At 38.9% G+C, this 17,041-nt stretch carries 20 protein-coding genes; 17 read left to right on the forward strand and 3 right to left on the reverse strand.

Features of this window, described 5'->3' with window-relative positions; all coding sequences use genetic code 11:
* The first annotated feature begins 32 nt into the window (after positions 1-32).
* The 6 genes from ASG93_RS19185 to ASG93_RS19210 all read left to right on the forward strand — a co-directional run bounded on the left by ASG93_RS19185 (position 33) and on the right by ASG93_RS19210 (position 3,302).
* Positions 33-566: a 2'-5' RNA ligase family protein gene (locus ASG93_RS19185; RefSeq protein ID WP_056834270.1), complete on the forward strand. Its 534-nt coding sequence runs from the start codon at positions 33-35 to the stop codon at positions 564-566.
* 108 nt (positions 567-674) lie between these two features.
* Complete coding sequence (locus tag ASG93_RS19190; protein ID WP_268796034.1) at positions 675-1,112, forward strand: Type 1 glutamine amidotransferase-like domain-containing protein; 438 nt, start codon at positions 675-677, stop codon at positions 1,110-1,112.
* A gap of 210 nt (positions 1,113-1,322) precedes the next feature.
* The coding region (locus ASG93_RS19195; RefSeq protein ID WP_162262867.1) for a nitrilase-related carbon-nitrogen hydrolase at positions 1,323-1,637 on the forward strand (315 nt) is incomplete at its 3' end.
* Positions 1,638-1,662: 25 nt separating this feature from the next.
* Positions 1,663-2,240, forward strand: a 578-nt coding sequence (locus tag ASG93_RS19200) for a carbon-nitrogen hydrolase family protein (protein ID WP_235550902.1), incomplete at its 3' end; no start/stop codon positions are given.
* A gap of 361 nt (positions 2,241-2,601) precedes the next feature.
* A complete protein-coding gene (locus ASG93_RS19205; protein ID WP_056834277.1) occupies positions 2,602-2,784 on the forward strand; it encodes a hypothetical protein in 183 nt (60 codons plus the stop codon).
* Positions 2,785-3,065: 281 nt separating this feature from the next.
* The gene (locus ASG93_RS19210; protein ID WP_056834279.1) at positions 3,066-3,302 is read left to right on the forward strand and encodes a hypothetical protein; all 237 of its coding nucleotides are present in this window, start codon (positions 3,066-3,068) and stop codon (positions 3,300-3,302) included.
* An 82-nt stretch (positions 3,303-3,384) separates the two neighbouring features.
* Here the strand turns inward: ASG93_RS19210 and ASG93_RS35220 are convergent, their stop codons facing one another.
* Complete coding sequence (locus ASG93_RS35220; RefSeq protein ID WP_156410963.1) at positions 3,385-3,615, reverse strand: hypothetical protein; 231 nt, start codon at positions 3,613-3,615, stop codon at positions 3,385-3,387.
* Positions 3,616-3,832: 217 nt separating this feature from the next.
* On the opposite strand from ASG93_RS35220, the gene ASG93_RS19220 reads away from it, so the two are divergent.
* From ASG93_RS19220 to ASG93_RS19265, 11 genes are all read left to right on the forward strand, one after another.
* Complete coding sequence (locus ASG93_RS19220; RefSeq protein ID WP_235550892.1) at positions 3,833-5,623, forward strand: PhoX family protein; 1,791 nt, start codon at positions 3,833-3,835, stop codon at positions 5,621-5,623.
* A gap of 1,161 nt (positions 5,624-6,784) precedes the next feature.
* A complete protein-coding gene (locus ASG93_RS19230) occupies positions 6,785-7,273 on the forward strand; it encodes a GNAT family N-acetyltransferase (RefSeq protein ID WP_056834285.1) in 489 nt (162 codons plus the stop codon).
* Positions 7,274-7,909: 636 nt separating this feature from the next.
* Positions 7,910-8,041 (forward strand): hypothetical protein, encoded by a 132-nt coding sequence (locus tag ASG93_RS36815; RefSeq protein ID WP_268796033.1) that lies wholly within the window; start codon positions 7,910-7,912, stop codon positions 8,039-8,041.
* A gap of 746 nt (positions 8,042-8,787) precedes the next feature.
* Positions 8,788-10,092 carry a DUF3221 domain-containing protein gene (locus tag ASG93_RS34275; RefSeq protein WP_056834287.1) on the forward strand — a complete coding sequence of 435 codons (1,305 nt, stop codon included), beginning with the start codon at positions 8,788-8,790 and terminating at the stop codon, positions 10,090-10,092.
* 382 nt (positions 10,093-10,474) lie between these two features.
* The gene (locus ASG93_RS19240) at positions 10,475-10,702 is read left to right on the forward strand and encodes a hypothetical protein (protein WP_056834289.1); all 228 of its coding nucleotides are present in this window, start codon (positions 10,475-10,477) and stop codon (positions 10,700-10,702) included.
* A 30-nt stretch (positions 10,703-10,732) separates the two neighbouring features.
* Complete coding sequence (locus ASG93_RS19245; protein ID WP_082614970.1) at positions 10,733-11,281, forward strand: serine hydrolase domain-containing protein; 549 nt, start codon at positions 10,733-10,735, stop codon at positions 11,279-11,281.
* 198 nt (positions 11,282-11,479) lie between these two features.
* Positions 11,480-11,659, forward strand: a complete 180-nt coding sequence (locus ASG93_RS34280) for a tautomerase family protein (RefSeq protein WP_156410979.1) — start codon at positions 11,480-11,482, stop codon at positions 11,657-11,659.
* Positions 11,660-11,811: 152 nt separating this feature from the next.
* Positions 11,812-13,407, forward strand: coding sequence for a spore germination protein (locus tag ASG93_RS19250; protein WP_156410964.1), 1,596 nt, complete (start codon positions 11,812-11,814; stop codon positions 13,405-13,407).
* A gap of 36 nt (positions 13,408-13,443) precedes the next feature.
* Entirely contained in the window at positions 13,444-13,761 is a 318-nt protein-coding gene (locus ASG93_RS34285; protein WP_156410965.1) for a hypothetical protein, read from the forward strand.
* On the forward strand, positions 13,665-14,618 hold the full coding sequence (locus tag ASG93_RS19260) for a Ger(x)C family spore germination protein (protein WP_235550904.1): 954 nt from the start codon (positions 13,665-13,667) through the stop codon (positions 14,616-14,618). Before ASG93_RS34285 ends, ASG93_RS19260 begins: the two co-directional genes overlap by 97 nt.
* Positions 14,615-14,845 carry a hypothetical protein gene (locus ASG93_RS19265; protein ID WP_056834297.1) on the forward strand — a complete coding sequence of 77 codons (231 nt, stop codon included), beginning with the start codon at positions 14,615-14,617 and terminating at the stop codon, positions 14,843-14,845. The genes ASG93_RS19260 and ASG93_RS19265 overlap by 4 nt, the downstream gene beginning before the upstream one ends.
* On the opposite strand, the gene ASG93_RS19270 is transcribed toward ASG93_RS19265, so the two are convergent.
* Both ASG93_RS19270 and ASG93_RS19275 read right to left on the reverse strand, forming a co-directional pair.
* Positions 14,834-15,934, reverse strand: coding sequence for a GerAB/ArcD/ProY family transporter (locus tag ASG93_RS19270; RefSeq protein WP_056834299.1), 1,101 nt, complete (start codon positions 15,932-15,934; stop codon positions 14,834-14,836). The two genes, ASG93_RS19265 and ASG93_RS19270, sit on opposite strands and share 12 nt — an antisense overlap.
* Positions 15,935-16,061: 127 nt before the next feature.
* Entirely contained in the window at positions 16,062-17,039 is a 978-nt protein-coding gene (locus ASG93_RS19275) for an MFS transporter (RefSeq protein WP_235550905.1), read from the reverse strand.
* Between the last annotated feature and the right edge of the window lie 2 nt (positions 17,040-17,041).

Here is a 17,041-nt window from a genome sequence, read left to right on the forward strand (position 1 = left end):
GGAAATCGAGAGAGGTATAAAGGAGGAAGAAAATGCAGTATTTCATTGGGGTAGTGCCACCGCTGGAATATATGGAGAAAATCATTTGCTTTCAAAAAAATTGGAAAAGTAATGGTGTGATTAATGTTGTAGAGCCTCACATAACTCTTAAAGCACAAGGAGGATTAACTCCAGACATAAGATGGCTAGGTGATTTAGAAAAACTGTGTAGGGAAATCTCACCTTTTCGGATTATTCTGACAGAACCAAAATTTTTTGGCGATTATGTTGTATATTTAAGTATGCAATCTGAAGAGTTGTATCAACTTCACAATAAAATAGTTAAACTAATTAACCCATCGAATGAACTTATCAAGAAGTATTTCGAACTTCAAGACTTTGTACCACATCTAACTTTAGGTAAGACTTTTTTTGGCATGAGTTCAAATGAACTTAATGAAATGGCAATAGAAGCGCGGAGATTACTAACACCTTATCCAACATTTGTTGTAGATCAAATTAGGGTATATCAAGAATTTGAACCCTTAAAGTATATTTCATATAAGGATATTGCATTGAAACAATAGTTTTTCATTGCTGACCGTCTATTAACGGTCAACAAAAATATACGGAGGTGTCTTTACTTAAATGCTACCCGTTTTTCTAACTTCAAATGGTCTTTACGACGATGCAGTATTTATCCAAAACAATTAACTAACGCAGGGTTTTCGGCGGTGGATTATATTGATATTACAAGCGAGAATCCTCAAATTTTATATGATTACCCCATCGTATGTATTTTCGGAGGCGATCCCTTTTACTTATTGGATGAAATTAAGAAAGCTAAGGTTGACGATATTCTCATTGATATAAAAGAGAGAGGTGGCAGTATTGTCATGGGTCACAGTTCGGGAGCTGCTGTACTCGGGAAGACAATAATACATGCAAATATTTTGCACCCTGAATGGAATAATATTGGATTAGCTGATTTTGATGCCATTGGAATAATTCAAGAAATCATTTTGCCGCATCACAACAGATACCATGGGCGGGAGCAGACATTGGTAGATCTCGAAATGAAGGAGAACATCAAATTAACCAGAATAGAAGACGGTCATTATTTAGTCATATAATTCATGAACTATGAGTTTTCAAATCGCTTTGTTGAACTAACGAATACGTTAGTTGAATACTGGCACTGCGGCTGCCGCTGTCCGTTGAAGTAACTGGCAGGATAGTTTGGTCACTTGGCGAATACCTTGGTATGGGAAAGTTGGATATTTATAACGATTATTATTTTCGAGCACATCCATCAACGTTACGAAAAACGGAGGTAGTTTCGCATGAAAATAGCGGTTGCTCAAATGATGCCCCAAAAGGGTAACATCTTGAAAAATATCGAAAAACACAAAGCACTTATCTCTCTTGCAGCATCTGGCCAAGCAAGTGCAATCTTTTTTCCGGAGCTATCTGTAACGGGCTATGAACCCGAACTTGCAATGGATTTAGCAACAGACCAATATGATCACAGATTTGATGATTTTCAGCACATTAGCGATAAAGATCTTATTACGATCGGGTTCGGCGTACCGACGAAATCCATTTTGAGCGGCTGCATCGTTGGTTTATTACGCCGGAGCAGGCAATGCAGATTACGANACGGGCTATGAACCCGAACTTGCAATGGATTTAGCAACAGACCAATATGATCACAGATTTGATGATTTTCAGCACATTAGCGATAAAGATCTTATTACGATCGGGWTCGGCGTACCGACGAAATCCATTTCAGGAATTCTAATCAGCATGGTAATYTTTCAACCGAACCAACCCAGACAAACGTATTCGAAGCAAAAATTACATGCCGATGAATTCCCATACTTCGTTGGTGGMYGTGAACAAATAGTTTTGACTCTAGATGGTACAAAGGTTGCTCCTGCTATTTGCTATGAGTCTCTGCAGATCGAACATGCAGAACAAGCAAATAAGCTGGGGGCAGACGTTTATCTTACAAGCGTAGCTAAGTCTCAAAATGGAGTTGGCAAAGCAATGAGCCATTACCCTCATATTGCAAAAACATATTCAATGACGGTTTTGATGACGAATTGTATTGGGCTTTGTGACAATTTTGATAGTGTTGGGCAAACAGCAGTATGGAATAATCAAGGACATTTAGTTGATCAGCTTAATGACTCAAACGAAGGAATTATCATATATGATTTAACAACGAAATCACTCATAAAGAAACAATATTTAGATGTNCAAGGACATTTAGTTGATCAGCTTAATGACTCAAACGAAGGAATTATCATATATGATTTAACAACGAAATCACTCATAAAGAAACAATATTTAGATGTCTGACTGCTAACCGAGTAGGTTGCATGGATGCTTAAGTTTAGATTGTTACTACTCCAATAAGTTCATTACGCTAACGGAAACTATAGTTCAATTCCGAAAGGGCTGCCGTGTGGCAGCCCTTCGATTTGCTAACGGCTAGATTAGCATAGGAATTAGAACTTACGTACTGTTCATTGCAACTAGTTCATATACATAATTCGTCTAAGGAGAGACAACTAGTAACAATTGGGGAGGGTTATATGATGAAGGTAAATCGCAGTCATGTATTTAGCTTTTCTGATTGTGCTATCCGCTTGTTCGGGCGGAGGAATCGTAGAAAAAGAGCTGACGCTAGAGATTGTGACGCAAGCAATGGAAAACGAAGGCCTTAAATTATTGGGTATACATCCAAAGGGTATTGACCCCCTTACAAAAGAAATCGTGGGAGAAGCGAATATGCCATAATATCACCTATCGAGCTGTTATGTTATGGTCTAAAACCGAGGCTCACAAGGAGACGTAGATATCAAAAAAAGATATTCAATTGAAAAGTCAGAGGCCTGGCTCGGATTATGGGCTTTTTACAGTATCGATTAGAAATAGAGTGTTATTTGAACTAACTGGGAACGTTAGTGAAATAGCGGTTGCTTCGGCAGCCGTTTTTGTTTTTCCACGCTAACGAGCAGAAGGGAGCGAACATAGCTGACGACTTCAGGACTTACTCTATTTTGAGGAGTGCAATCCAGATGTCCAGACTGACGTTGGAACAACAGCTTTTGATTATGTCAGCAACCATAAGATTGACAGAAAAAAATTGTGCATTGGGAAAAATGCGACTTTCGGACCCAAAGAAACTGGGAACCACTGCGGAAGATTTTTTTAGGAAAGCAGCGAGTGCTGAACGGAGTACTGTTTTTCTCATGCAAAAAAACCTCAAATTGATCTTAAAGGTTTCTTACGTGCCATTGCTGGTTATAGGGTGACTCTTTTGAAATTCGGAAACGACTTGTCCGGTTCAGGCAGCGACGAAAGGCTTACCAATTCGGCAACTTTCATAATGGTTTCCTATATCGGCAATACTTTCGGAGATGTATACGCTTTGTCCTTGGCTTCCTCGGACAACCATTCGAATATGTCAATCAGCATACTGTCTACAGACTGCAGCGTTACCGGCGTAAAATTCTTGATGAGCCCTTGAACACTTAGAGGCAGCCTCTTAGCTTTATTCTGCTCGGACTTAGCCTTTTTCTGGGCATCATCCGCTTGTTTGGTATGTACATGGAAAGCAGACTGCACGACGGGAAGTATAGCGGAATAAAGTATGGAATAATACGATGCTCCTTGTGACTTTTCTTGAGAAAGAAAATTACATATGCTATGGGTGATACAATAAAGAACTGTATTTTCGTATTTACCAAAACTTTACTTCTACAAAACACTTAATTAATGGTAGTTGTCTAAACTAGTATTTGTAACAACTTACTGTGGCACAAATATAAAAGGAGTGAAGAGAGTGAAGAAATTCATCGTACCTGCACTTGTAGCATCATTTGTACTTTCATCCGTCGGTTCTGTTTTGGCTGCACCTCATGACCCGCAGAAAATCAAATCGGTAGATTTCATAGGAATGGATGCACCGAAAACTGATCAAGAGAAGAATAATCTGATGTATTCGAAAGCATCGGTAGAAGTTACATATGTAGATGGGAGCAAAAAAACACTTCCGCTAAGCTATGAAACATTGTTCAGACCTGGAGATGTGATTAATGGCAAAACAGCCGGTATCACAATGAATGCAAATGGTGAGATAATGACTAAAGCAGACGGTACTCCCTATGTGTCAACTGCGCCGGATATGAATAGTTTAATGAAGGTGCCTGGGTTGCAGGAAAACACCTATTATATGATCAGTCACTATGAATCGATGCCGAAGAATGAAAATGGGCTTGAAAACCCAGGAACAATGAGCTTGAGTACGGTAAAAATGGATCCGGCTACTGGTAGACTTACGGTTGTGGATATCAAACCCATCGACTTTTCAGCCGTACACGGTATTTGGAAGCCATGTGCTGGATTGTTAACTCCTTGGAATACACATCTTGGTTCCGAAGAAACGGATCCGGATGCTAGAGCTCATGAAGCGAATCCTTCTAAATCATCAGTTACAAATTATATGAAAAACTATTATAACGATCCGACAATGATCGGAAATCCTTATTATTATGGACATGTACCTGAAGTTATGGTGAAAGCGAATGGAGATGCAAGTGTTGTCAAACATTACAGCATGGGTCGGATGGCATTTGAGCGTGTTAAGGTCATGCCTGATAACCGAACAGTGATATATGGTGTTGACAGCAACCCGGGTGGATTCTTTATGTATGTAGCCGACAAAGCTCAAGATTTATCAGCAGGAACATTGTATGCCGCAAAGTGGATTCAGACTAGTGCAGACAACGAAGTTTCTGCAAATCTTGAATGGATCAAGCTTGGCCATGCAAGCGATGCAGAAATTCAGCAATTGGCGGAAACCAAGAAATTCAGTGACATTTTCGACGTGACGGATGACCCTATTAAAGGGAAAGCTGAGGGATACACACCAGTAAAAACACCAGCTAACGGAAAAAAAGTGGAATGGCTGAAAATGAAGTCAGGAATGGAAAAAGCGGCTGTTTTCTTGGAAACACATCGGTATGCAGCTTACGTTGGTTCAACGGTAGAATTTAATAAAATGGAAGGTCTTGATTTCAACGAAAAAGATAATAAGGCATACTTAGCCATTTCCTATCAGGAAAACACGATGCTAGCTGAACCTACAGCACCTGCCGATGACATTCAATTGCAAAAAATTAGTGCAGGTGGAGTTTATGAGCTTTCCTTCCAACCAAACCGTAAAACCCAAGATGGCGAAAAGATTGATAGCCATTATGTTCCTGTAAGCATGGCTGGTCTTGTGATGGGTGAGGATATGGCTACCCCGGATGCAGACGGTAATAGAGCGAACGTAGACAAAATTGCCAACCCAGACAACCTTGTCTATTCACCAAAAATGAGAACCTTATTTATTGCTGAAGATTCTGATAAGCATGAAAATTGTTATACATGGGCTTACAATGTGGATACTAAGAAGCTTTCTCGCATCCTTTCAATTCCAGGTGGTGGGGAGTCTACTGGATTACAAATGATCGATAATCTAGATGGATTTACTTATCTAATGAACAGTTCACAAAACCCTGGATATGTAGGTTACTTTGCTGGGTTTCCATCTTTAGATGGGGATATTAAAGCAAAAAATGATAAATAAGTGTGTATTTTCTGGAGCAGTCTTGTGAGCAAGACTGTTTTTTTAATTATTTTTTTAAAATTGTACATGGAAAATAAAAAGGGAAAACTCAGCGTTTATAAATCTTTTCCAAGAATTTAAGATTGGCTCATTTTATTTGATTCATTGTGGAATCTAGAACTACATTTATTGAGCTAACTACGAGGCTGCCGGTAAGATCGGCAGCCTCATTACGTTAACGGGCTGAATAGCGGAGTAATAAATCTCATTTTCAGGAAATTTCCCACAATTAATTACCTATTTTTTAATATTTCAGAATGATTAAGTTGGGGAGAATCTGATATCTCAATGAAGAAAAGAGGCTCGGCTTTTTTATGACAACAAAGAAGTCCCGATTTTTATTTGTAATGATTCTGGTAATAGGCATTATTAGTTATATTGTTTTAAAGGAAACAAAAGAAATTATTAGGATGGTCTATAGCTAGTTCAGGTAGTGGTCCCTAATTTCCTGCCCAGCAATCTATTTTAGGGAGGATAGTTTTAGAATCAAAGCGCCACTTCCTCGACTTTTCACAAATGACAGAAGAAGAAGCTTCTTCTTACGGAGTTTTGCTAAAAAAGCTGTACCCTGCAATCAAAGAGGTCACTGAAGCAGAACGGGTGTACTCACTAGTAACAATTGATGGTGTTCCTCATTTTCATGCACATTTTATTCCTCGAAAAAGCNCCTGCAATCAAAGAGGTCACTGAAGCAGAACGGGTGTACTCACTAGTAACAATTGATGGTGTTCCTCATTTTCATGCACATTTTATTCCTCGAAAAAGCGATTGCTCAACAAAAGGCATAGATTTTATTAAACAAGATGGTACTTGTAGTGAAATAGATGCGATTAATTTGGCGCGGAAACTGAATCTTTTCTCAACTCAACTAAAAAGAACAATTTAGACTGATGGTTAACCAATGAACTACTGAGGAACTTTAGTTGAGGAGCATGCTTCGTGGCAGGGCTGCTCTTTTGTTTATTAAAGTAACGGGCAATAGTTGAGTAAGTCGTGTTAGAATAAGACAAGGTTAGTTAGTTTCCCAAGAATAACCAAAACATTTTGATGCGTGGTTTCGATATTGAATAAATTATTGAACTATTTTATCGAAAGCTAAACTTCTGACGAGGAGAATACAGATTGGAAACAAAACGTTGTAGCATTAAAATAACAAATCAAGCTGACTATATTGATTTGTTGAAATTATACAATGACACTAAAGTATGGGATTACTTGGGCGGTCAAAGAAGTTCACAGCAAATTGAAGATAGAATTACAGAATGGATAAATCCCCAAGAAAATTGCCATTATTGGACAGTTAGAGAATTAGTTTCAGGTGCATTCGTAGGAAGCATCTTATTAACACCACATTATGATGGAGAATATACTCAAATTTCATATATGTTTTTATCAAGTTTTTGGGGTAATGGTTTTGCATTTGAGGCGGTAAGTCAAGTATTATGCCATTCCTTTGAAGTTAAAACATATAAGAAGATATTTGCTGAGGCGCAATCCGCAAACACTTCGTCATGTGCCTTAATAAAGAAGCTTGGGTTTTATGAAATAAAGAGAGTTATTCGTTTTGATGCAGAACAAGTAATTTTTTCTATAGACCTACCCAAGCCATAGGATCGTAGTAGATTAAACTAACGGATACGATAGTTAATAAAACAGCGGCAGTCTAGGACTATATTCTCTTGTCCTTGGCTACTGCTGTTTCTATTATTGGGTTCTGTATAAAAATAAGTTTACGAAGGCTGCCGATTTGAAATTCCAAAGTTGGTTAATTGCCGCTTTAGCCTGTGGTACGAGTAAAGTGCTGTTATTTGCCATGGGATAAATCACTCCTTTTCTCAATGTGCTTTATTTTGTGAAGATTAAGGGAGGATTATGCAAGAATAATCTCAATTAAAAAGCTTTAGTTCCCAGTAAGAAATTTTTGTTTAATTTCGCCGACCAACTAAGTGATTGGCACAATGTGTCATGCTTATATTACTTCTCAAGTGAGTACAATATATATGTTTCAAATTACTCAAAGGGGTGTGCTAAAGTTATGACTAATCAAAAGAAAAGCGTGAAATCCGAAAAGCAAAAAAACCAAAAACCAAATCAAAAGGGTAAAATTGATGAGGCAAATATTAATTAAGGTGGTTAGTTAACAAAATGGTTCACATATAAAGCCCTAAAAAAGCCTAAGGATACTTTCCCACAGAACAGGCTGAATTTTATAGCTTATTTCATCAAGATAGAAAGGAGGTAATCTCAATGTCCGATAAAACTAAAACTAAGATAACCAAATCTCAGCGAACCGTTGAAAAGGAACTGCAATCTCGAACTCGAAAATCGCCTGACCAGTCTGCACAAAATAATACACACGATCAACCAGGTGATGCTTAAAAACATTTCAGCGTACCATTCAATTAACAGTACTAAATCTGTTGGTATTTGATTACACAATTGCATAAGGCGAAAACGAACCAATGAGGCTTATGTGGAATAAGGGTGGAAAATAGCATCATAATATAGTAGGGAGCTCAACTTTCGAATTTGGAGGATAAATACAATGACATCCAGTAGAGGACATCAAGAGCTCATGGCACAGGACAAATTGTTAAGCAACTGAACAATCAAGCCCAAGCCGCGGAGCAAATTCAAGGAAGTAATAAGGTCGATCAAGAAATTATTGCAGCCGCAAACGAACATAGTTCAGAACTGGATAAAATCATTGATACGGATGTCAGTCCTAAGTTGAGCTTCGGCATGGAATAATCCAAAGTAATACGAGTTAGAGACCTGCGGCATGCTTCATGCTGCGGGTTTTTTTTCTTGTTCGGCGGCACAAACATAATCGTGGTTACAGTAAGTAAAAAGTGCGTAACAGCGAACACCAGTTGAGGGGCTTGCCTCGCAGCAATTCCTTTTTTTCTTCATTCAAGTAACTGGCAGTAGTGCGTGGTGGTAAACGGCTATTTCATGGTTTCTGCAATATGATTTACTTGTAATATTTAATATCGTCCATAATGCACCGTTAAGTTACGCAAATGGTGAATACAAACTATTGCAAGTAAAAATTTTCCAAAATGCGGAACTTTGTACTTGCGCCAAGCGTCTGTAATTTATAAGAGAAACAATGGGAGTTGATAATGTTGAAGAGGTTGATCGTTGGCTTGACATGTGGTGTTGCATTAATAACCACTACTGCTGTTTATGCAGCACAATTCTTAGAATACAAAATAGAAGCTAAAGTTGTTCCCTTTGCTTATCACTTTGCTGGTGAAAACAGAGACACACTGAAGGGCGATAATTATTATGGTGAGAGCGATAAGGTCGGACTTCCTCAAAGTATTAATTATCAAGGAACTCAATATGTACCTATACGTGAAATAGCCAACATCTTAAGCCTGAATACTGATTGGGATAATTCTAAAAAGGTCGCTATTTTGCAACCCACAACTGGTACTGATGCTAGACCTCAAAACCTGGATGCACTTATTGAACTTTATTCAAAACAATTAGAAATACTTAAAGGTATGAAAGAACAACCGCAAAACACTACAACCCCCTCTGCCGAACCTGAGAAAAAGCCAGTTGAAAATGAAACAGTCGGTAATGATGCAAGAAATCCGTTGGCATATCAATTAACCAAAGCGCAGATAAAGGTAATGTTTGGTGATCAATATACAGAAGTCACGGATGCAATGAATGGCGAATGGAAAATATGGCGTTTTGATATTGAACCTAAAAATGGATATAAATCAGACTACGACATTTATAAGAATGGCATAATCGATATAGAAAATCTGAAATCTCAAATCATAAAAGGGCAGGTCTTTGTTACATGGGACACTGAAGGGAAATTAATAAGTATCGATTGTTATTACTTGCAGAACGGATTAGTATCTCAATTTGGGATTAACGAAAGCACATTGAAAAAAGCATATTCAACTGCTTATACCAACAAAGTCGAACCTAAGCAATCTCCATTAGTGGAAACTAATAAATCCAGTTCAGCAGAACTTGTGGGTTATATTACCAAGATTGAAAATCAAAGAGCCTTAGTAGTTAGTCCGATAAGTAGAGAAATAAATCAAACGAGAAAAGAGTTCTACGATGCAATATGGGTTTCAAATATACCCCTAGGTGTAGAGGTTGGGCAATACGTTAATGTATGGTTTGAAGGTGCCATAGCAACTTCATACCCTGCTCAAGGAAAAGCATCGAAGGTCACCATAACCAAAACACAAAGACCTGAAAAAGCAATCCTGTCTCAAGACGAAGTAATACGCAAAGCCCTCTTAAACAAGGATATTTCAAGTATCAACATCCTTGTTATCAATGAAGTAGTTTATGATGAAAAATCAGCGGTTTGGACTATTCGATACAAAAGTGCAGTTATTACAGATGGTTCAATTGAAGAACATAGTACGCAAGTTCCAGATAAAAAATAAGCTAACGGAAACGATAGCTAAATAGACGATCAAAACAAGGCTGCCGGTGGATCGGTCGGCAGTCTTTGCTCACCTAACTGTCAGTGGTACGCAACAGTATGAAGGCAGCCGTCCAGATGATCTGCTACTATTTCTCATCTAATGCAAATATCATAAAATAAAAATATTCGTAATCTTTTTTTATGGTAATTTTTACAGTAGTAATCTCTGTGTTAACAATCATAATCGTACTATTAACTCCCTTTAAATTGCCATTTGAACTTGGATTATTTAATATTTTGATCTTCTATCTTTATGGAAGAATGTACTTGATTAAGATAAGTAATTGGAAAAAAGAGATAGGATCTATCATGCCTATTTCCATGAGGAGGAAGCGATCCAAATGCTCTGTGGATTTTTGAATCAAAATCCGAGCGCGGAGGCGTTCAGGCTGTTCGCACTGAAGGATGAGCAGATTAAGGCTATTGAAGCGCTACTTGCCGGCAATCTGGCGTTCGGTGAGGATGAGTTCGTCGCGGTCGAGAAGTTCAAGGAGTTGCTGGGGATTGAAGAGATGAGTTGGATCCGCTACGAGCGAACAGAAGGCCGGGGAGAAATAGAATACGTGTAATCTTCTGATGTCGTTTGAACGTCCAGCTTAATGAGAAACGTTTGTTCAATAACACACCTATGGGAGGCTGCCGTTAGGGAGAACGTTTACACGCCTGCCAATATGCATAATACGGACTGTTACGATTTAGAATATGATGTTCCGAATCTAGCAACCGGATATACCCGCCTAGGTACTGAGGATGGAGGACCTTGGCGCAACAACATATTTATTCATGTCGTAAAAGGAGGTTCAGCTGGGGGAGGATACTCTACCGTAGAGGACCTGTTGAATTTCGACATTGCTCTCCGAACAAATAAGTTACTCAACCCTGAGCATACAGATCTTTCCACAACGGGCAAGCTTCTTCCATATGAAAACCCGGATAAACAAAAAAGATTAGGTTATGGTTTTATGGAAAACAGAGTGCAAGGAGAAAGGATCATCGGACATATTGGCGGATTCGAGGGTATCAGTGCGGTTCTAGCCATGTATATGCACAGCGGTTATACTTTAGCGGTATTATCTAATTATGATCATGGAGTTATGGGCGTTCATCTAAAATTCGATGAGTTGCTTTTGGAAATTCAAATCATCTAATTGCCACTTAATTCGGTGCACACTACCCAACAAGCTATGAGGATATGAAAGCACGCTTCAATAATATCTCTTCTGATTCAAGCTATTGTACATTGCTTGCAGAAGTTAAAGGTAAAGTTGTTGGGATGGTTAGTCTACAAAGATCCTACATTTATGAAAAAACTGGCATAAGAGGGAAGTGTACCAGAACGTCCGTCTATAACTGCTGAAGAAAAGGCGGCACTAATTAAAGGGGTAAGCGAACTTCTACTTAATGTCCTGAACAAGCCATTAGAATCAACTTTCGTAGTGATCGAAGAGGTGGATACAGAAAATTGGGGTTGGGGTGGACTACCTGTATTAGACTACCGTCAAAAGCTTGCTTCTAAAATGAAGTGATTATTCTGAATATGACTATTCATAACCCAGTGCCGTTTAGGCGCTGGGTTCATTTTTGAATATCGAAATTCCTAAAGGTGTAGCTTTAAGAATATTTTTTGATACAAAATGGAAATATAGTTCTATCAGTGTTTTCTTTAGGAGGCTATTCTGTGAATTGTTTTAAGAAATGGATGCATATTAGCCCCGTGTATCCAACTATTCCGGATGATTATAATTCTGAAGAAGTAGCAAACACAGTATTAACCTCGGATTTAGAACAGAATGAATTGGTCTTTAAACAACTATTTCATAATAGTTTTGATATCGTGTTTCGTAAAGTAAGGCAGGCTGGAGAAAATCATTGGCTTGTTATCTATATATCAAGTCTGGTTGAAGAGCAAATGCTTGATGATCATATATTGAAACCATTAATATCTGTAGCTACAAAACTAGATGAGTTGACGAATGAAAAAGCTGAGGACCTAGATGATCAGATAATCTCCATAGGGAATACTAACCTTACATGTAAAATAACTGATGTTGTTAATCAGGTGCTTACTGGTCATGCCGCTGTGCTTACACTAGGTAGCAGCGATGCCATGTTGGTCAATGTAAACAGTAAATCACAACGAAGTCTTGAAGAACCTCCGTCAGAACCAGTTATTCGCGGCCCTAGGGTAGGATTCATCGAGAATATTTCAATGAATATTGGTTTAATACGCAGCAGGATTAAAACATCACGTCTCAAAATGGAGTCCTACACCATTGGGGAGCTTTCTCAAACGCAAGTCGTTATTACATATATAGAGGGAATTGCTTCAAAGGCCGTCGTTGAAGAAGTTCGAAATAGAATAACAAGGATTCAAATTGACGGGATCCTGGATTCAGGTTACATCGAGGAATTTATTGAGGATAATCCATACTCTCCTTTTCCACTTGTGCACAGTACGGAACGACCAGACGTTGTAGCTGCAGAGTTATTGGAGGGGAAAATAGGTATTCTAGTCGATACTAGTCCATTTGTTTTAATTGCTCCCATGACATTTTGGAATGGACTTCAGGCAAGTGAGGACTACTATATTCGCTGGCCCATCGCAACTTTTGTACGGTGGATACGTTTCCTTTTCATTTTCATCGCCATATTTGCCCCTCCCTTATATGTTGCAATCACGACTTTCCATCAGGAAATGATTCCTACTAATCTTGTGCTGAGTATTGCCTCCTCAAGGGAGCCTGTTCCTTTTCCTGCTCTCATCGAAGCCTTATTAATGGAAATTATATTTGAGGCATTGCGTGAGGCTGGGATACGGTTACCCAAACAGATAGGGCAAGCAATAAGCATTGTAGGGGCATTGGTCATCGGTCAGGCTTCTGTGCAAGCGGGGATTATATCAGCTCCGATTGTCATTATCGTATCCATCACTGGTATTGCCGCGTTTACAATTCCACGATATAGCTTTGCGAATGGAATCCGATTGCTTCGTTTTCCAATGCTATTCATGGCTGGAACGCTTGGACTTTATGGCATTGTACTTGGGTTTATGTGCATCTTGTTACATGTCACAGCACTTCGATCGTTTGGCGTGCCCTATTTTACACCAATTGCCCCGCTTGCAATCAAGAATATAAAGGATGTAATCATCCGGGCGCCAATATGGGCAAAAACACGTCGTCCACAAGCAACGGGATCTAGCAATTCGGTCCGGCAACCAGCAGGTCAAAAACCAGGCCCAAGTCAAGGGAAGCAGACATCTGAGAACAATTAGGTGGGTAAAGGACTGAGGAAAGGAAAAGGCATCAGAATGAAACCATTCCTATACATCGGCTTACTTTTTATCGTATTGATCATAAGTGGTTGTTGGGACCGTACGGAGATTAATGACATTGCATTCATTTCGGGTGCAGCCTTTGACTTAAGGGAGAACGGGAACTATATGTTATCGCTTCAAATCGCAATTCCCGCTTCAGGTCAGGGTGGCCCGGGAAGTGGAGGGAGCAACCAGAATGAGAAATTTTTTGTCATATCAGCAACAGGGAAAAATGCCAACGAAGCCTTTCAAAAGCTACAGAAAATAGTTCCCGCAGGTTATTCACCGCACATCGCGGCGTTATCTTTATAGGTGAATCATTAGCCAAATATGGGATTAAAGATATTCTTGATGTTTATATTCACGATCCGCGTCAACGATTGAAAACCTATATTATGGTTGTAAAAGGAGGAGAGGGACGAGAAATTCTGCGAACCAAATATCCCTTTGAACAGGTGCCAATCGAGGCTGTGAAGGAAATGGAAAATTTAAAGAACGAGTTGGCAGTTACTTTGCGAGACTTTTTTATAGCTTCATCAAGTCAAGGCATCAGCCCAGTTATGGGTGTTATTGAATCAGATGTCTCTTCTGAAGGTTCAGAAAACAAAAAACAACTATTTAAGCTCGCTGGATCAGCTATTTTTAAAGATTTAAAATTAGTCGGTTTTTTAAACGAAAAAGAAACAAGTGGATATAATTGGCTCACAGATCGAATGAAGAATGGCAGGATCAATGCCAATTTACCAGATGGTAATGGTAATGTAGGTATTCTTTTAAACCACGCAAATAGAAGAATTACAACAGAAATAAACGGTTCTAAGATCAAAATGCTCATTCAGCTTTCTGGGGAAGGAAGTCTGTCCGAAAATAATTCTCCGTTGGATGTCAGTCTACCGAAGAATCTTGAGATTGTTCAGAATGTACTCAAGGAAACAATTGAACAACAAGTCCGGGATGCATTATTGAAAGTTCAAAAGCGATACAAAGTAGATAGTCTGGGTTTTGGTCGAGAAATTTACCGCAATAACCCGAAACAGTGGAAATTGTTGAAAGAACATTGGGAAGATCAGTTTCCAGACGTAGACGTTTCGATTAAAGTTAAATTAATGGTTGGAACTGGAATGGCAGGTCCGCCTCTACAACTAAAAGAAGAGGAGATCAAAAAATGATTTTTCAAGTCGTGGGATATTCACTCATAACGTGTGTTTGGTCATTTGTTCGAATACAATCCTTGCTTAGCAAGCATAAAAATAAAGAAGCAGCCGTATACGGTGGTTTAATGGGGGTATCCTCTGTTATCGGCTCCTTATTAATTGCTAGGGTTGACGTACCAAGCGCAGTTGTTCCTTTCAAATTGATATTTGAACCTATTGGTAAAATCCTTTTAATGCAGTGAATAACCCATTCTTCTTTTTATAGTGTCTACCATTAGAAGTAACAGGGGGATGAGGCTTTGCGTTAAAATACCCGAACTAGGGTAAATGAAAGCTAGGTAGGATTGAAGCTCTGCGCTATTTTTGAAAACCCAAACCGATCCAATAAGGGATAGAAGTGCTGTCGGATATACGATTTCACGGTAATTTCGCAAACCAAAAATTTGGCTTATACTAAGACATAATATAAACAACGACACCGATACCTTCGTGAAATATCCCATCACCCACATCGAAACAGCAATTGCCTCCAAACGTTCAAATGATCCTTGAACTCCAATATATTGAATAACACTCAAAAAAGAATAGTTCAGTTTACCTGTTAACGGACCGAGGATCATAATCGTGAGTAAAACGATGGTAAAAACAAAAACAGAAATGCCCAGGAGCGCAATCAGTGAGACCTTCCGGGCCTTTTCAGGATGATTTAAATAAGGAATGAGCCAGCCCAATATAAACATTTGATTCATAAATGCTCCTGATGGAATGACAGCTCCTTGTAAAACGGGTTGTATACCTTCAGATAATATCGGCTTAATTTGGTTTGGATCTGCTTCTGCAATCATCAATAAAAAGAGCGGAATCACAAAGACTAAGTATAGTGGGGTATGGAACTCTGTACATCTCCCGATAACCTCTATTCCTGTATATACAACTACACTGCATAAGAGTAACATCGTCAAACTTCCTACTAAGGATGGGCTATTTGGTAAGAGAAGCGTATTAATAAAAACAGTATGCTGTATCGTCATAACCGAAATAGAAATAAACCAAAAATAAATATAATATAACCCTAATAGGGTTCCTAACCATTTTCCGAGGATTTTTGAACTGTATTGTATGATTGTTAATCCAGGATAACGATTCGCAAGTGCTGTCATTACCCAAATACTTAATAATCCTGTTGAAATCGATGGAATAACCGATAGCCAAGCATCTTGCTTGGCAAACATCACCATTAGTCCGGGAAGGGTTAAGATTATCGTAGAAATAATAAAAGTAAATAGGACTAAGCCTAATTGATTTTCAGTGATTTTTTCTATTTTCTGCAACTACAAACACGCTCCTTACCCCATAGAGATCTTACCAAGTATTGACTTTTTGTAATTGATTTATACGTAAAGTCTTATACAAGTTGGATCTATAAAAGGGGTAAGGATTGGTGTTTAATCTCGAATCTTATTTGGATGTCAATTTTAAATAATAACGGTTAAATTTGACTGAATAAATCAATACATAGGTAACGATTAGTACAGCAACCGAATTTAGAATAATCAAGGAAAAGTTCAAACTGAAAAATTGAGTCAGCACTCCGACTCCGATAGGAGGAATAACGAATCCGGCGTAAGCACAAAAGTAAAATGCAGAAATGACACGCGAACGTTCTTCTGGCTTCGGCAATTGACTGGCAAATCGTAAAGCAGCTTGAAATGACCATCCGGCGCCTATTCCTTGAATAAGCATGCCAGCCCAGAGTAAAAATAAACTCTCTGACTGTCCCGAATAAACAATGATCCACGGTCCAATGGCCATACACACGACGCCAATTCGCATGCGCGTAACGGGATTTTGCACCCAAGGAAATAACTGCATCAAGGCTGCCACGCCTAAAAGCATAAACGTTAGCAATCCTGCTATAGAGAGATTATTAGAGTGAATGACGGTTTTGACGAAAGACGGGATCAAAGATAAGACAACTCCGCCTATCATGAAAAAAGTAAAGGCCGGAAGTCCGATAATAGAAAAAAAGTGGGATCGAATATTATCGGGAACACCAAGCGAAATTTTTGTATGTGCCGGTTTCTGTGAATCTTCGTGCTTTGGTAAGATTTCGAGAATAACCAAGGAACTCAAAAGCATAACGAGCAGAACCCAAAATGGCATACGAAGCGGTTGTGCGTGCACATATTGCACGACTAAACCAGAAATGGCAGGACCCATGCCAAAACCAACCAACGCAACAACACCCGAAAATTTGATTGCAGTACCCAGTTTATTTTGAGCGGTTTGTTTTAATAAAAAAGCCGTGGCGGTACCTGTAAAAGCACCATAGGCAATGCCTTCCAAAATCCTTGCCGCATAAAGCATCCAGACGTTTTGACCTAATATAAAAAGCAACGTCGACGCGATGGATATCCATATACTTATGCGAAGCACCT

It is taken from the genome of Paenibacillus sp. Soil787, from assembly GCF_001429545.1.
Taxonomy (GTDB): Bacteria; Bacillota; Bacilli; order Paenibacillales; family NBRC-103111; genus Paenibacillus_E.

Excerpts from the sequence above, each read along its gene's own strand:
- ASG93_RS19240 (WP_056834289.1), top strand. The coding sequence starts at position 10,475 with ATGCTCTGTGGATTTTTGAATCAAAATCCGAGCGCGGAGGCGTTCAGG.
- ASG93_RS19245 (WP_082614970.1), top strand. The coding sequence starts at position 10,733 with ATGAGAAACGTTTGTTCAATAACACACCTATGGGAGGCTGCCGTTAGG.
- ASG93_RS19205 (WP_056834277.1), top strand. The coding sequence starts at position 2,602 with ATGTATTTAGCTTTTCTGATTGTGCTATCCGCTTGTTCGGGCGGAGGA.
- ASG93_RS34285 (WP_156410965.1), top strand. The coding sequence starts at position 13,444 with ATGAAACCATTCCTATACATCGGCTTACTTTTTATCGTATTGATCATA.
- ASG93_RS19210 (WP_056834279.1), top strand. The coding sequence starts at position 3,066 with ATGTCCAGACTGACGTTGGAACAACAGCTTTTGATTATGTCAGCAACC.
- ASG93_RS19185 (WP_056834270.1), top strand. The coding sequence starts at position 33 with ATGCAGTATTTCATTGGGGTAGTGCCACCGCTGGAATATATGGAGAAA.
- ASG93_RS36815 (WP_268796033.1), top strand. The coding sequence starts at position 7,910 with ATGTCCGATAAAACTAAAACTAAGATAACCAAATCTCAGCGAACCGTT.
- ASG93_RS34275 (WP_056834287.1), top strand. The coding sequence starts at position 8,788 with ATGTTGAAGAGGTTGATCGTTGGCTTGACATGTGGTGTTGCATTAATA.
- ASG93_RS19265 (WP_056834297.1), top strand. The coding sequence starts at position 14,615 with ATGATTTTTCAAGTCGTGGGATATTCACTCATAACGTGTGTTTGGTCA.